We start from the raw sequence: 15385 nt of genomic DNA, 5'->3' as shown, positions 1-15385 counted from the left end.
TTCCGGATCGCACCCGAACGACGAAAGAACTCGTTAGATTTGTGACCGGCTTTCCAACGACTACGTATTCTGCGGCGTCGCCGATTATTCGAGACCGAATTGTCTATGGACTCGATCGGCGCACCGCGTTGATTGCGGCAATGTCGAAGGGACGCGCAAATAGCCGTGGTATTGTCGGCGAGTACCTTGAGGCGTTTTATGACTACGATGAAAAAAGGGGCTACTTCGGCAAGCCGTGTTTTGACGAAATAATTGAACCATTTCGAGTTGGTAAGGGGCTTGTCGTTCCTGTGAAGCCCCTCATAACCATCGTTGAGAATGGGCTTCAGGTTCCTATCTTTACAGTGGGTTGGGCAAACTTCCCATTGACCATCTGGCAAATGCGTTTGCTCGCCACGATTTTTGAGGATGCTGTGTTTTCGCTAACCGATTTTAGGAAATCGCCTGGCGAATTTCTCTGCTTCCCAAAAGTAGGAAAAGGCGATTCAGCGAAACGCCAGCCCCTCGTGTGGAACCGCGGTGACTTTGAGCTTCTCTCAAGAAATGAATTACGCGAGTGCCTCGATGAATTTCTGTTGGCGCTAGAAGACGCGAAAATTATCTTAGAAGCAGCACATCGGAAACAACAGGCCGAGGCTCCGGTTGTTGAAGAGAAACCATTGGGTGAAACACCACTATTCGACTGGCGCTAAATGCGGCTGAGCTACCGGTACCGTGCCTGGTTCCACTTATGGCCGAGCAGTGACAGGATGATGATCAGGCCGTTGAAGAACTGGACGTAGAAGCCGCTCAACCCCGCCGCCACGACGCCGGTCTGGATGAAGGACACGGTGACGGCGCCGATGGCGCCGCCGACGACCGTGCCGATGCCGCCCCAGGTTGGCGTGCCGCCGACGAACACCGATGCCAGCACCGGCAGCAGATAGCCGTCGCCGGCTGTCGGCCACCAGGTGAAGTTGATCATCACCGAGAAGGTGCCGGCGATCGCAGCCCCTATGCCGACCAAGACGAACACTTTCACCCGCACGCGCTTGACGTCGATGCCCATCTGCTGGGCGCTGTCGGGATTGTCGCCGACCACCCTCACCTGCGCGCCGAAGCGATGGCGGTTGTAGAGCATCGCCGACAGCACGACAAAGCCGATGGCCCAGAAGATCTGCACCGGAATGCCCATGAGCTCGCCGGAGAAGATCGTGTAGGCCCAGCTGTCGGCAAGGCTGGTCAGCGCCATCGACTTGCCTTCGTTGATGATCTGGATCAGGCCGCGCAGCAGGAAATTCATGCCAAGCGTGGCGATCAGCGACGACAGCCCGCCATAGACCACCAGCGAACCGACGAGGAAACCGAGCAGCAAGCCGGTGATCAGCGCCGCAATGATACCGAGGAACGGATCATAGCCGGCCTGCACGACCAGCGCGAAGACCCAGGAAGCAAAACCCATCGTCGCCGGAAACGACAGGTCGATCTCGCCGCAAGTGACGACGAAGACCAGCGGCACGACCACGAACAGCGCCACCGGCAGCGTCGTCAGCACCGAACGGTAGAGATACCAGGTGGTGAAGACAGTCGGGTTGGCGACCATGAACACCGCCATCATGATGATGAACACGCCGAGCGTGCCAAGCGAAGCGCGGTTGTCGAGGATGAACCCCCGCATCCAGTGATCGGATGGGTGCTTCCACTCCTTCTGGGAACTGGGGCGAGAAGTGCCGGCCGCCGGCTCGTGCAGATCAGGTTCCATGGTCTTGCTCATCGTGCTCTCTGCTCCGCGTCGCCGGCATCGTGCAGTCCGGCCAATCCGCCCGGGTGTGCAACGTCTTCCATGAAGTTGATGAGGTCTTCGGCCGATTTGACCTCGCTCCGATCGGCGGTCAGCGCCACCTTGCCGCGGTCCATCACCACGAAGCGGTCGGCAATGTCGAAGACATGGTGGATGTTGTGGCCGATGAACAGGATCGAGCGGCCGCTCGCCCGCACCTGGCGCACGAAATGGAAGACCTTGGCGGTCTCGGTCAGCGACAGCGCCGTCGTCGGCTCGTCAAGGATGATCAGCTCCGCCTGTTTGTAGATGGCGCGTGCGATCGCCACGCCCTGGCGTTCGCCTCCCGACAGCTGGCCGACGATCGAGTGCGGCGTGAACACTTTCGAGGTGAAGCCGATCTCGCGCATCAGCCGGCTCGCTTCCTCGACCTCCTTGTTGACCTTCAAAAAGCCCATGAATCCGGTGAGTTCGCGGCCCATGAAGATGTTGCGCACGATCGTCTGCTGGACGGCGAGCGCCCGGTCCTGGAACACCGTCTCGATACCGGCATCGCGCGAGCGTGCCGCACTCCATCCCGTCACCGGCTTGCCGCGCACCAGGATTTCGCCGCTGGTCGGTTTGACCACGCCCGACAGTATCTTGATCAGCGTCGACTTGCCGGCGCCATTGTCGCCGATCAGGCCGACCACCTCGCCGCGGTCGACGCTGAGATTGACCCCGCCCAGCGCATAGACCTGACCGTAGGATTTGCTGATGTCGCGCAGTTCGATGATTCGTTCGGCCATGGCGATCCTCGCTTGATTGTCTCTTGCCGGCCTTGGCCAGCGATCCCGTCGGCCGGGCTTGANCCCGGCCGACGGCTTGGGAGGTCAGCGCAGCGCCTGCTTGGCAAGCTCGGCGACGATCTCGTAATTGTCGGGCGTGACGAAACCGGCGCCGGTGTCGACATTCATTGGCGCCAGACCGAGCACCACCTGCTGGCAGAGGCTGAGGATCGGCAGATAGCCTTGCAGGAACGGCTGCTGGTCGGCCGTCAGCTGCACCCAGCCGCCCTTGAAACCCTCGACGATCTGAGGGCTGGTGTCGAAGCCGAAGTTGAAGATCTCACCCGCTTTGCGTCCCGCCGCCTGCATGTAGGTCGGAACATTGCCGAGCATCTGCCCGCCGGGATAACCGACCGCCTTGACGTCGGGATTGTTGAGCAGTGCCGCGGTGATCACCGGAATCGCCAGATTGGGATCGGAAGCCCATTCGCCACTTGGCGGCGACGACAGCTGGATGACTTCGACGCCGGCCTCCTTGAGCGCCGCCACCGTGCCGCGCTCGCGCGCGCCACGGGCCTCGTTCTCGAACGGGCCGATCATGATCGCCTTGTCGCCGGCCTTGAGCTTGCCGAGCTTGAACGCCTCGGCGCCAAGCGCGCGGCCCTGTTGCTCCTGCTGGGCGCCGACATAGCCGCCGCCGAACGCTTCCACCACCTTCGGCACCGGCACGTTCTGGTACATCATCTTGATGCCGTCCTTGTGCGCCTGCTCGGCCAGCGGCATGATCGCGCCGTCGCCAGGATGGCCCATCATGGCGATGCCGTTGGGCTTAACCGCGACCGCCTCTCGCAATTGCTGCACCATCTTTTCAACGTCCCACTGGGAGAAGATGTAGTCGACCTTCGGTCCGAGATCGGCCGCAGCCTGCTTGGCGCCATTGTAGACGATGGTGCCGAAAGCGTCGCCCTCGGCGCCGCCGACAAAGAAACGGATGTGGACATCCTTGCACCATTGGGCGTCGAGCGCCTGTGCGGGCAAGGTAGAAATTGTGGCGCAAAGCGCCGTGGCCGCCGCCACGACGGTCGAGCGCAGAAGTGTCGTTCTCTTCGCGATGCTCATGCAAGTTCCTCCCTTTTGTCCTCGCAATCCGAGGGTTTCAACATCCGTTCCGGCAGTATGCCGCAGGCTTTCCGGCTGGCTCCCCCCGCCGGTCTGCTCTCACATCGGGTTTGGCAGGTAGCTGGCGCCTCCCCGGCATTGCTTCAGATATTCCAGCGCCCGCACCTGCCCGGTGATTTCCAGATCGCCGCGATAGACCGGATCGTGCCAGCCCTCGATGTCGATGGCGCCCTTGTAGCCGGCCAGCCGCAATTCGCTGATCACCCGCGTCCAGTCGCTGTCGCCGAAGCCCGGCGTGCGCATCTGGACGAAAGGCAGCCGACCGAACACGCCATGCTCGCGGATGACATCCCAGCGCACCGTCGCGTCCTTGCCGTGGACGTGGAAGATGCGCGGCGCCCATTTGCGGATCTGCGGCATCGGATCGATCAAATAGACAAGCTGGTGGCAGGGCTCCCATTCGAGGCCCAAATTGTCGTTCGGCAATTCGTTGAACATCAGCTCCCAGGCGTCGGGATTGTGGGCAATGTTCCAGTCTCCTTGAGCCCAGTTGCCGTCCATCGCGCAATTCTCGAAAGCGATGCGCACGCCCTTGTCGGCGGCGCGCCTGGCCAGCGGTCCCCAGACCTCTTTGAAGCGCGGCAGGCTGTCGGTCAGCGGCTTGCCGCGCAGGCGGCCGGTAAAGCCGCTGACCATCGAGGTGCCGAACAGATGCGCGTTGTCGATCACCGTTTCCCAGGCCTGGAGCACGCCGCGGTCGACATCGCCGCTCTCGAGCGGATTGCCGAATACGCCGAGCGAGGACACGGTGACATCGGCATCGCCGATCGCCTCTCGGATCTGGCCGGCAAGACGCGGCAAGTCCTTGCCGCCCAGCGTCTGCCAGAAGAAAGGCTGGATGCTCTCGAAACCGAGCGGCAGGATCGCCTTGATGTAGGCCGCCGGATCGTCGAGGTTGGCCGGCACCATGGTGCCTATCCGGATGTCGAGAAGCGGGTTTAGCGTCATTGTGCGTCCTCTGCGATCGTCACCCGGCGGCCGGTTTCGGCGCTCTCGATGGCGCCAAAAACCATGGCCAGGCTCTTGATGTTATCGGCGCCGCGCGTCTCCGGCTCGGTGCCGGTCTCGATGGCGCGGATGAAATCCTGGATAATGCCGAGATGGCCGCCGACGCGGTCGGCGGGATCGAGCGGCGGCACTTCGATTGGCTGGGTTTTGTCGAAAAGGCCGTCGCGGCCCGGCGCCACGACCTCTGCCTGCAGCACGTCATGGCCGTCCCAAATGAGGCTGCCGCGCTCGGCAACGATGCGCCAGCTGCCCTCCCAGCTCGTGCGGAAACCGGCGCCGCACCATGAGCCGGCATAGGTGAACAGTCTGCCGCCGCCGAGATCGAAGACGGCGCTGGCCGACGATCCCTGCCGGTACCAGGAATTGGCCGGCTCCCATTCCTGGCAATAGACGCCGGCCGGCTCGCCGGCGACCATGTAACGGGCGGCGTCGAAGGTGTGGATCGCCATGTCGAGCAGCAGGACATGGGCCATCTCTTCGCGAAAGCCGCCGAAATGCGGCGCGACGAAGAAGTCGGCATGAATGCTGGTGGCGGCACCAATGGCGCCGGAGTCCAGGAACCTCCGGATGCGCCTGACATCGGCGACATAGCGGCGGTTCTGGACGACGGCATGAACGCGCCCGGCCTGGCGAGCGGCCTTGACGATGGCCCGCGCATTCTCAGGAGTGTCGGCGAGCGGCTTTTCCGTCAAGAGATGGCAATGATGGGCAAAGGCGGAAAGCGCGACTTGTCGCCGGGCGGCGGGAACCACCACGTCGAATACTGCGTCAGGCCGGGTCTGGTCGAGCACGGCGTCGAGATCGGTTCCAATGACGGCACCGGTGAGATCGTATTCGTGCGCCCTCGCTCGCGCCCTGTCGGCGTCGAGGTCGACAAGGCCGACAATGGCGAGCCGGTCGATCTGCCGCGCGGCATCGAGCCAGGCCTTGCTCATGGCTCCGCAACCGACCAGGACGACATTGACCATCCAGTGCTCCTCCCTCTCGGTCCCTCCAGACCGATCGTCACGGCATTCACGGCATGGCCGTAAACGTTTTTCCGTAAACGTTTACGAGAACACACCCGAAGGCGTAGAATGTCAATTGGCCGCTCGCGAAAATCGTCTTGTCGTCTTGGCCTGCACGGCTGCCGGTGCTAGCCAGGCAAGGGGGAGAACAGTCACTTGGCATCCAGCATTCACGACCTTGCCCGTCACCTGAACATTTCGATCGGCACGGTGTCGCGCGCCCTTAACGGCCGTGCCGACGTCAATGCCGACACGCGCCAACGCGTGCTCGAAGCGGCCAGGACACTCAACTACTCGCCGAACCAATCCGGCCGCAGCTTGCGGCAAGGCGCCACCCATTCGATCGCCTTCATGATGCAGCCGCATCCGGGCGACCAGCAATATGGCGAGCCGTTCTTCATTCCGCTCCTGATCGGGCTGCAGGCAAGGCTCGCCGAAAGCGGGCTCGACCTGATCGTGGTCATGGGCGCTCCGGGCGACTATCAGCAAGAGCGCCTGCGCCGTGTCGTCGAGACGCGCCGGGCCGATGCGGTGGTGCTGGCCTGGACGCGGCGCGAAGACGAGCGCATCGACTATCTCACCCAGGTCGGTTTCCCATTCGCCACGCTCGGGCGCAGCCGCTCCGGAACCAAGTCCTACCCTTCCCTCGACCTCGATTTCGAAAAGGCCGGAGCCGATGCGGTCGACCGCCTCGTGGCGCGCGGCCACCGCCGCATCGCCGCCATCCGCCCGTCGCTCGACCTCAATTTCGGCTATCTGTTCCTGGCCGGCTACCGCAAGGCTTTGCGGCGGCATGGCATCGAGGTCGACCCGGAGTTGATTGCGTCCGGCTTCATCAACGAGGCCGCCGGCTACGAAGTGACGCCGCAGGTGATGCGGTCCAAGAACCCGCCGACCGCCATCATCTTCAACAATGACGCGATGGCGCTTGGCGGCTGCAAGGCGCTGGCCGAGATGGGCATCAGGCCGGGTCACGACATGGCGGTGACCGTCATCGTCGACACCCCGCTCTGCCGCTACTTTTCGCCGGCATTGACCGCCTTCCGCCCGGCGCTGGAGCCGATGGGACAGCGGCTCGCCGAAATGCTGCTGGCGTCGCTGCCCGCCTTCGCCGGCCCGGATGGTCCGCGGATCATGCGTGAGGTCTGGCCGCTGGAGCTGGTGGCGCGCGACAGCGATTGATGCTGCGCGGTCCGATAAACGCGTTTCGATCGACCGGCTTCTCGCCCGCCTCGGCCAATTCCATGAATATCCGGGAATGACGAGTCTCGTGCGCGGCCTTCGCATTCGAGATGTCGGTCGTCGACCAGGCCCTGACGACGTGATCAATTCTTTCCGCCAATCGCACGTTTTTGTCGTCAGGTAGAAAAGACGGCAGGCATGCATCGTGCGCTGTCACGCAAGCATCATGTTCGCGCCGTAGACCGCGTTTCGGGAGCGCGCGGCATCATCGATGTTGCATCTCTTTCAGTTTTTCGTCCTGCGCGGCCGCTTCGGCACATCTGTCACAAAGAGGTTCATCCATGAAACACCTGCACCGAACCGCGTCGCTCGGCGTCGCGCTGGCCTTGTTCGCCGCCTTGACGCCGGCGCTCGCCGACAGCACAGCGACGATCGGCGGCCTCGTCAACAAGGGACTGGTCGGCGTCGGCCGCATCCCGGCCGCCCAGCGCGACAAGTTCGGCGAGACCTTCGGCTCGGGCTCCGGCATGTCGATCGATACCACCAGCTGGACGCGTGATGCGAGCGGCTACAAGGGCTCGCTGTGGCTGCTGCCGGACCGCGGTTACAATGTCGTCGGCACCACCGACTACCGGCCGCGCCTCAACACGATCGGCATCGAATTCACGCCGACCGCACTGCGCGCCGCACCGGCTGCCGGCCAGGAGCAGACGGGCGTCAAGGCAACGCTTGCCGACACCATGCTTCTCACCGACGACAAGGGTGCCGATGCCACCGGCCTCGATCCACTCAACGGCGTGCGCGCGGCAAGCGGCGACATGCCGATCCTGCCCGAAGCCAACGGCAAGCTGGCGCTCGACAACGAGGCGATCGCGCGCCTGCCCGACGGCACCATGTTCATCTCGGACGAATACGGCCCCAACATCTACCGGTTCTCCGCCGACGGACATCTGCTGTCGGCGACCCAGCCGCCCGCCGCCCTCGTGCCGATGCGCCACGGCGCCCCGAACTTCGCCTCCGACAATCCCGGCCCGGGTGCGGCCGAGCCCGATCCGAAGGATCCCGATACCGGCCGCCAGAACAACCAGGGCCTCGAAGGCATGGCGATGACGCCCGACGGCAAGTTCCTGATCGCCGTGCTGCAGTCGGCGCCCCGGCAGGATGGCGGCGATTCGCCCTCGACCCGCCAGAACACCAGGGCGCTGGTCTATGACGCTTCCGACCTCGCCCATCTCAAGCTGGCGCATGAATATGTCGTGCCGCTGCCGGTGTTCAAGGATGCCAAGGGCAAGACCAAGATCGCCGCGCAAAGCGAGATCGTGGCGTTATCGGATCAGGCCTTCCTGATGCTGGCGCGCGACGGCGGCAACGGTCAGGGCGTGAAAGGCGACACCTCGCTGGTGCGCCAGATCTTCGTCGTCGACGTCTCGGCCGCGACCGATATTGCAGGCGGCGCCTTCGATGCCGCCGACAAGCCGCTGGCGCCCAAGGGCGTGCTCGACCCGTCGGTGACGCCGGCAAAGCTGACGCCGTTCATCGATATCAACGACAGTGCCGAACTCGGCCGCTTCGGCCTGCACAATGGCGCGCCGAACGACAAGAACAACCTGTCGGAGAAGTGGGAGGCGATGTCGGTGGTCAGCGTGCTCGATCCAAAGCTGCCCGACGACTATTTCCTGTTCATCGCCAACGATAACGACTTCCTCGCTCAGGACGGCTTCCAGGTCGGCGCGCCCTACAAGGCCGAGGACGGCGCCGATGTCGACACCATGTTCCTGGTCTATCAGGTGACGCTGCCGGGCCTGGCCAAGAAGTAACGACGACACAAGGGCGGGCGCGCCGAGCGCGTCCGCCTGAGGGATCGTGACGGCTTACTTCAACATCTCCGCGTCCCTTGGCACGCCCGCATCGATCGGCTCGGCGGTCCTGCTCGAAACGGCCATGATCTTGCCAGCAGCCGACAGATTGGGACGCACGAAGACCGGCGCGACGCCGTTGACGCGGCCGTAAAGGTCGATGATGTCCTGGTTCATGAAGCGCACACAGCCCGACGATGCGTTCTTGCCGATGGAATCCCACTCCGGCGTGCCGTGCAGACGGTACATCGTGTCCTTGCCGTCCCGGAACAGATACAGCGCGCGGGCGCCGAGCGGGCTCTGCGGGCCTGGCGGCATGCCGTCCTTGTATTTCGCCAATTCCGGCCGGCGCACGATCATTTCCGGCGGCGGTGTCCAGACCGGCCACTTTTTCCGCGCCTGAACCACGGCACTGCCGGTCCATCCGAACGGCCTTGCCGAGGCTGACGCCGTAGCGGATAGCCTTGCCGCCGTCGCCCACCAGATAGAGGAAGTGCTCGGAGGTATCGACGACGATCGTGCCGGGTCTCTCTCCGGTCGGGTCGGACACGATCTGACGCACGAACTTCGGATCGAGCTTGGCGACCGGGATTGCCGGCAATTGATAGCCCTCGTCGACGCGCGCCGCATACATGCTTGCGGCATCGCCGAAAGCCGGATCGCTTGGCGGTGCAGCCACCGGCGGCGGCGCCACGTCCGTCGTGGTGCACGCCGAAAGAGCCACGGATGCCGCGCCCAAGGCGGACGCACCGAGAAACGCGCGCCGGTTCAGGCGCTCGAAAAACAGCGGAATATCGGACATGAACCCCCCGGTCTATCCAAGATCTAGTAGGAATGCGGCCCCACGCATTGAGGATCAATATCCCATTCCTGAAGTTTTGAGAACATGATTAGATCAAGGCATGACCTGTCCCGGTGAATCGGCAATCATCGCGGACCGGACTTGAGCAATTCCAGGAAAAGTGCGTAGCGGTTTTCCGTCCGGAATTGCGTCGAAACAAAGAGAGAGCGGTTCGCCGTTTCCGTGAAACGGTGAACCGCTCTTGAGATTAACCTTCGCCGAGTTGCCCGTCATGGACGAAAAAATGCCCACGCGCCGGCGCACCGGCGACCTGACCAGCGGCCCGATCCCACGCACACTTCTGCTGTTCGCACTGCCGGTGCTCGGCTCCAACGTACTGCAATCGCTCAACGGTTCGATCAACGCCGTCTGGGTCGGCCGCTTCCTCGGCGAATCGGCGCTGACCGCCACCTCCAATGCAAACCTCGTCCTGTTCCTGATCCTCGGCACGGTGTTCGGCATCGGCATGGCCGCCACCATTCTGGTGGCCCAGTCGGTCGGCGCCCGCGACCTGCCGGAGGCACGCCGCATCGTCGGCACCAGCGCCACCTTCTTCTTCCTGGTCTCTGTGGTGTTCGCGGTCTGCGGCTGGATCTGGGTCGACGCCATCCTGGGCGCGCTGGGCACGCCGGCCGATGCCTTGCCGCTGGCCCGCTCCTACCTGCGCATCATCTTCGTGGCCGTGCCGATGATGAACCTTCTGTCCTTCGTCATGACCGTGCTGCGCGGTGCCGGCGATTCACGCACGCCCTTCTTCTTCATGGCGCTGGCCGTTGTCCTCGACATCGTCCTCAACCCGCTGCTCATCCGCGGCATAGGGCCGTTTCCCGAACTCGGAATCGCCGGCTCCGCTACGTCCACGCTGATCGGCCAGACGGTGAGCGTGATCGCCATCCTCATCGTGCTCTATGTGCGCAAGCATCCGCTGAGGCTGGCCGGCGCCGATCTCGCTTTGCTGCGACCCGACCCCTCCTTGCTGCGCATCGTCGTCTTCAAGGGCGTGCCGATGGGGTTGCAGATGATCGTCATCTCGGCAGCAGCACTGACGGTGATGGGCATGGTCAATTCCTACGGTTCGCAGGTCGCCGCTGCCTACGGCATCGCCGCGCAGCTATGGACCTACATCCAGATGCCGGCGCTCGCCATCGGCGCCGCGGTTTCCTCGATGGCGGCGCAGAATGTCGGCGCCGGGCGCTGGGACCGGATCGGCCGCATCGCCGCCTCCGGAGTCGGCTTCAACCTGGTCCTGACGGGCGCACTGGTTGCCGTGCTTTCCGTTTTCGACCGCCCGGTGCTGAGCCTGTTCCTGAGCAGCGATAGTGCTGCGATCGATATCGCTAGCCACGTCAACACCATCGCGTCGTGGTCGTTCATCCTGTTCGGTATCACCATCGTGCTGTTTGCCACGGTGCGCGCCACGGGCGCCGTGATGCCGCCGCTGATCATCCTGGTGATCTCGGTGCTGGTCGTGCGCACGGGCTTTGCCTATTTCATGCGCGGCGTGTTCGGTGAGGAGGCGCTGTGGTGGAGTTTTCCGGCCGGCTCGATCACCTCGCTGGTTCTGGCGGCCGCCTACTACCGCTTCGGCGGCTGGCGGACCTTGCACATGATCGAGAACAGGCCGGCTGCCGGCGAGCCACCGGATACCGGGCTCGGCGTGCCGCGCCAGCGCGCCAACATGGCGCCCGAAATGCCGAACCGCTGAGCCCGAGCGCTGCCTCGTCTCAACGCCTGTGTTTCAGCCCGAAGGCCAGCGCCACCACCGCAAAAATGACAATCATGCCAGCGAAGGCCAGGCTAGCGGCGATAGAATTGGCATAGGTCGAAACGATGCCGATGCCGATGACGGGCAAGGCATTGCCGACAAAGCAGCAGATGAAGAAGCTGGACACCACCGCCGCGCGGCGGTCCTGCGGCGCGATCTCGTTCACCACCTGCAGGCCACCACGGTAGCCGAGCGCCGCCACCACGCCGCAGCAGGCTGTCGCCGCGATCATCAACATCAGTGAAGCCAGCATTTGCGCCACCACCACCGCCAGGACGCTTGGGATCATCAATGCCAGCGCAACCAGCATCGCTTTGTTGCTCTTCATGTGCATCAGAACCACGATGCTGATCGCTGTGACGATCGCCAGTTCGAAGAACAGCGCGCCGGCGACGGCGTGATTGGTCTCATGCAGCTGCTGTGCCAGTATGCTCGGCGCCACGGCGGCATAGAAGCCGACCAGCGCCATCGCGCCAAAGCCGGTGACCGCCGGCGCGACGAAGCGCGCGCGGATATCCTCCGGCACGGAGAGCTGCGGCCGGATGGAAACGTGCTTGAGGCCACCCGGCCTCGCCACCGTTTCACGGGTGCGCCAGACCAGGATCGTCACCACCGCGAGTGCCGCCAGATAGACGATGAAGACCAGCCGCAACGGCCAGGGCTCGTACTCAGCCAGAAGTCCTGAAATCAAGGCGCCAAGACCGAGGCCGAGGAAATTGGTGCTGGTGGCGATGACGCTGGCGCGCGACTTGTCCGCGCCGGGAAGAAGCTCGGCAATCCATGCGGTTCCGGTCCCCGCGCCAACGCCGATGCCGAGCCCGCTCAGAATGCGGGCCACGTCGAGCGAGACGACGTTTCCGGCAAACAGGAAGACAAGCGCACTGATGATGGCGACAAGCATGGCCGCCAGGCTCGCGGGCCGGCGCCCGACAACATCCGAGATGCCGCCCAGCATCAGCAGTGCTGCCAGGTTGCCGACGACATACACCGCGTAGATCAGCGTCAGCGTGATCTGTGAAAAACCGAATTGCTGTTTGTAGATGATGTAGAGCGGCGTCAGCATGGTGCTGCCGGCAAACAGCACGGCAATCATTGCGGCGACGGTGGGGATTGCAAGAGCATCGCCGCGAGTTTCATTGTGCGTACGGGCCAAATCGCGAATGGCCATGGCCAACCTCATTACCGGTTTCGGGGATCGCGACCTTAACGCACGTTCATCCGCGACGTTCCGACCGGCAGGCCGGCCTCCTGACAGCACGGTGGGCGTTGCCCGAGCCACAAGCTCGTTGTTGAACACTCAACTCGAGAGATGGCGTCTTTGGATTTCGTACCGTAACCTGTGCCGGCAGAAGGGAGGATTTATGGGCAAAGGCAGGGTCGAGGCGTTCACCGATGGCGTCGTGGCCATCATCATCACCATCATGGTGCTTGAGTTGAAAGTGCCGCATGGCGAGGATGTTTACGCCCTGTTGCCGTTGTGGCCGATCTTCTTCAGTTACGTGCTGTCCTTCATCAATGTCGGCATCTATTGGAACAACCTGCACAACATGTTCCACACCGTGCAGCGCGTCGACGGCCGCGTGTTGTGGGCGAACCTCAATCTGCTGTTCTGGCTGTCGCTGATGCCGGTGACGACGGCCTTCATGGGCGAGAACCACTTTGCGCCGGTGCCGGTCGCCGTCTACGGCATCGACTTGGCGCTATGCGCCATCGCCTATACGATACTGGCCGCCGCACTGCATCGCCTGCACGGCAACGACACAGCCTTTGCCAAGGCACTGGGCAACGATCGCAAGGGAAAGATCTCGCTGGCCATCTACATCGCAGCCGTCGTGCTGACCTTCGTCAGCCAGTGGATCGGCGTCGCGCTTTATGTGCTGGTCGCGATGGTATGGCTCGTGCCGGATACGCGTTTCGCGCGGGTCATCGAAAAGTAGATCCTACTTGCGCATTGCCTTCAGCTTTTCCGCCACTGCTGCGGCAAGGTCGGCATAGCGCTCCTCCAGCCGCTCCGCGGCCTTGATGATCGAGAAATCATGGCCGAACTTTTCCAGGGCCATGCGCAGCTTCTCGACGAATTCGGCCTGTTTTTCCAGCGCCGAGAACAGCGTCTTCACCTGCGCTTCGCTAATGTCGGGGTTGGCCAGCATCTGCGGCACCTCGCGCCCCATCTGGTCACCGATGGTGGTCTGTTCCTTGAGAATTGCGACCCAGTCCGTCAATCAGGAAAACTCCATTTGTCCCGGCAAAAGTCTCCTTTTGCCGGGACAACATGCGCAGCCTCGACCGAACTGGTCAACCCAAACAGGGCGATCAGAGGCTTGCGCAAGCCCGTTCCAGCGCTAAGAGACTGTTTCGAAATTCGCTCTGGTGAGTCATATGATGGTGGTTTCGAGAACCGTAGCGCAGCGGACATTTGGTCCGTGAGCAACGGAAGCGCAGAAAACGCCATCAGATGGCCGCCAGAGCAGGATTTTCAAACAGTCTCTAAGTTCGGCGCCATCGAAAGAAGGACCCATCGCCCATGACCACCGACGCCGAAATCCAGACAGCCCTGCCCGCTCTTGGCCGAGGCAACGCCGCCGTCATCACCGGCGCCGCCAGCGGCATCGGTCTTGCGGCCGCCAAGCGGTTTGCGTCGATGGGCATGAAGATCGTACTGGCCGACATCGGTGGCGCGCGCCTTGAACACGCCTCGCGCGCCGTCGCTGCGATCGGCGGCGACAGTGCCGTGCTTGCCGTCGACGCCGACGTTTCGAAGGCGGATGAGGTGGACCGTCTCGCCGAAAGGGCGTTCGGCGCCTTCGGCGATGTGTCGCTGCTGATGAACAATGCCGGAGTCGGCGACAACCCCGGAAAGCCCTGGGAAAACCGCGATGCCTGGAAACGGCTGCTGGACATAAATTTCTGGGGCGTCGTGCATGGCGTCGAGGCGTTCGCACCGCGCATGCTGGCCTCGGCAAGGCCGGGTTTGATCGTCAACACCGGTTCCAAGCAAGGCATCACCACACCGCCCGGCAATCTTGCCTACAATGTCTCCAAGGCCGGAGTGAAGACTTTCACCGAAGGCTTGGCGCATGCACTGCGCAACGAACCCGGCGCCCGTGTTGCCGCCCATCTGCTGATCCCCGGCTTCACCTTTACCGGCCTGACCGAAGGCGCGACGGAAAAACCGGCCGGTGCCTGGACCGGTGAACAGGTCATTGATTTCATGCTGGATTCCCTAGTCCGGGGCGATTTCTACATCCTGTGCCCGGACAATGAGGTGGCGCGGCCGTTGGATGAAAAGCGCATGGCCTGGGCAATCGGCGACATCATCGAGAACCGCCCTGCTCTGTCACGCTGGCATCCGGACTACAAGGAGCCTTTCGCGGCGTTCATGAAAGGCTGACTTTCAGGCCGCGTGCGTTTTCGGCCCGCGCTTCTGCGCCACGGCCTTTTTCGCCGCGGCGGCGGCGATCTGCTCGTCATGCCGCTTTGCAGCACGCTCGCATTTGGCGCGGATCTCCTCGACTTCGGTTTCGGTCAGATGTTCGATGCCGATGAAGTGGTTGTGGCCCTTGCCGACCCGGATCAGTTCGTCGAGCTTGGCCTGGATCGCGGCGCCGTCGCGATTCTGGGTGTTCTGGATGAGGAAGACCATCAGGAAGGTGATGATCGTCGTGCCTGTGTTGATGACGAGCTGCCAGGTATCCGAAAAGCCGAAGAACGGACCGCTCACCGCCCAGACGACAATGATCAGGCAGCAGACGGCAAAGGTCAGCGGCAGGCCGGCTATATGGGCGACCCAGTTGGCGATCTTGGTGAAAAGCTTTTCCATCTATCGAAACCCTCGATGCAGCGGCGCGATGAGAAACAACCGGCGACCGTTTCAGGTTCCCGGCGGAGACAAATACGTCAGCGCAATCGAGTGCACGCATAGAGAGAACTGGTCAGAAAACACACCTTATGGGTTTAATGTCACAGTAACCGTGCAGGCAAGAGTGCCTGTTCCTTCCGCTTCACAGCGGTTTACCTCCAA

14 protein-coding genes and 1 pseudogene are annotated in these 15385 nt (G+C 62.9%); 6 read left to right on the top strand and 9 right to left on the bottom strand.

Annotated elements, in window-relative coordinates; all coding sequences use genetic code 11:
- Positions 1 to 41: 41 nt before the first annotated feature.
- Positions 42 to 692, top strand: coding sequence for a hypothetical protein (locus X744_RS0135755; protein WP_156938471.1), 651 nt, complete (start codon positions 42 to 44; stop codon positions 690 to 692).
- A gap of 11 nt (positions 693 to 703) precedes the next feature.
- On the opposite strand, the gene X744_RS167250 is transcribed toward X744_RS0135755, so the two are convergent.
- The 5 genes from X744_RS167250 to X744_RS167270 all read right to left on the bottom strand — a co-directional run bounded on the left by X744_RS167250 (position 704) and on the right by X744_RS167270 (position 5681).
- Positions 704 to 1753, bottom strand: a complete 1050-nt coding sequence (locus X744_RS167250; RefSeq protein WP_023757041.1) for an ABC transporter permease — start codon at positions 1751 to 1753, stop codon at positions 704 to 706.
- Positions 1750 to 2547 (bottom strand): ATP-binding cassette domain-containing protein, encoded by a 798-nt coding sequence (locus X744_RS167255; protein WP_023757040.1) that lies wholly within the window; start codon positions 2545 to 2547, stop codon positions 1750 to 1752. The genes X744_RS167250 and X744_RS167255 overlap by 4 nt, the downstream gene beginning before the upstream one ends.
- 84 nt (positions 2548 to 2631) lie before the next feature.
- A complete protein-coding gene (locus X744_RS167260; RefSeq protein ID WP_023757039.1) occupies positions 2632 to 3645 on the bottom strand; it encodes a substrate-binding domain-containing protein in 1014 nt (337 codons plus the stop codon).
- Positions 3646 to 3744: 99 nt separating this feature from the next.
- A complete protein-coding gene (locus X744_RS167265; protein ID WP_023757038.1) occupies positions 3745 to 4653 on the bottom strand; it encodes a sugar phosphate isomerase/epimerase in 909 nt (302 codons plus the stop codon).
- On the bottom strand, positions 4650 to 5681 hold the full coding sequence (locus X744_RS167270) for a Gfo/Idh/MocA family oxidoreductase (protein ID WP_023757037.1): 1032 nt from the start codon (positions 5679 to 5681) through the stop codon (positions 4650 to 4652). The genes X744_RS167265 and X744_RS167270 overlap by 4 nt, the downstream gene beginning before the upstream one ends.
- Positions 5682 to 5876: 195 nt before the next feature.
- On the opposite strand from X744_RS167270, the gene X744_RS167275 reads away from it, so the two are divergent.
- Positions 5877 to 6902: a LacI family DNA-binding transcriptional regulator gene (locus X744_RS167275; RefSeq protein WP_023757036.1), complete on the top strand. Its 1026-nt coding sequence runs from the start codon at positions 5877 to 5879 to the stop codon at positions 6900 to 6902.
- Positions 6903 to 7243: 341 nt separating this feature from the next.
- Positions 7244 to 8719 carry an esterase-like activity of phytase family protein gene (locus X744_RS167280; RefSeq protein WP_023757035.1) on the top strand — a complete coding sequence of 492 codons (1476 nt, stop codon included), beginning with the start codon at positions 7244 to 7246 and terminating at the stop codon, positions 8717 to 8719.
- Between the two features lie 54 nt (positions 8720 to 8773).
- On the opposite strand, the pseudogene X744_RS01000000169135 reads toward X744_RS167280, so the two are convergent.
- A pseudogene (locus X744_RS01000000169135) lies at positions 8774 to 9560 on the bottom strand (L,D-transpeptidase).
- A 283-nt stretch (positions 9561 to 9843) separates the two neighbouring features.
- On the opposite strand from X744_RS01000000169135, the gene X744_RS167285 reads away from it, so the two are divergent.
- Positions 9844 to 11304 (top strand): MATE family efflux transporter, encoded by a 1461-nt coding sequence (locus X744_RS167285; protein WP_245266382.1) that lies wholly within the window; start codon positions 9844 to 9846, stop codon positions 11302 to 11304.
- 19 nt (positions 11305 to 11323) lie between these two features.
- Here the strand turns inward: X744_RS167285 and X744_RS167290 are convergent, their stop codons facing one another.
- Positions 11324 to 12532, bottom strand: coding sequence for an MFS transporter (locus X744_RS167290; protein ID WP_023757033.1), 1209 nt, complete (start codon positions 12530 to 12532; stop codon positions 11324 to 11326).
- A 193-nt stretch (positions 12533 to 12725) separates the two neighbouring features.
- Here X744_RS167290 and X744_RS167295 point away from each other — a divergent pair, with 193 nt between their 5' ends.
- Entirely contained in the window at positions 12726 to 13301 is a 576-nt protein-coding gene (locus X744_RS167295) for a TMEM175 family protein (RefSeq protein ID WP_023757032.1), read from the top strand.
- A gap of 3 nt (positions 13302 to 13304) precedes the next feature.
- Here X744_RS167295 and X744_RS167300 read toward each other — a convergent pair whose 3' ends face one another.
- Positions 13305 to 13586 (bottom strand): hypothetical protein, encoded by a 282-nt coding sequence (locus X744_RS167300; protein ID WP_023757031.1) that lies wholly within the window; start codon positions 13584 to 13586, stop codon positions 13305 to 13307.
- A gap of 302 nt (positions 13587 to 13888) precedes the next feature.
- Here X744_RS167300 and X744_RS167305 point away from each other — a divergent pair, with 302 nt between their 5' ends.
- Positions 13889 to 14755 carry an SDR family NAD(P)-dependent oxidoreductase gene (locus tag X744_RS167305; RefSeq protein WP_023757030.1) on the top strand — a complete coding sequence of 289 codons (867 nt, stop codon included), beginning with the start codon at positions 13889 to 13891 and terminating at the stop codon, positions 14753 to 14755.
- 3 nt (positions 14756 to 14758) lie between these two features.
- Here X744_RS167305 and X744_RS167310 read toward each other — a convergent pair whose 3' ends face one another.
- Positions 14759 to 15184, bottom strand: coding sequence for a low affinity iron permease family protein (locus X744_RS167310; RefSeq protein ID WP_023757029.1), 426 nt, complete (start codon positions 15182 to 15184; stop codon positions 14759 to 14761).
- Between the last annotated feature and the right edge of the window lie 201 nt (positions 15185 to 15385).

Origin of the sequence: Mesorhizobium sp. LNHC252B00 (assembly GCF_000502955.1) — a bacterium.
Lineage (GTDB): Bacteria > Pseudomonadota > Alphaproteobacteria > Rhizobiales > Rhizobiaceae > Mesorhizobium.
Note: the sequence above shows the minus strand (reverse complement) of the source record. Positions and strands in the feature narration are given on the sequence as shown.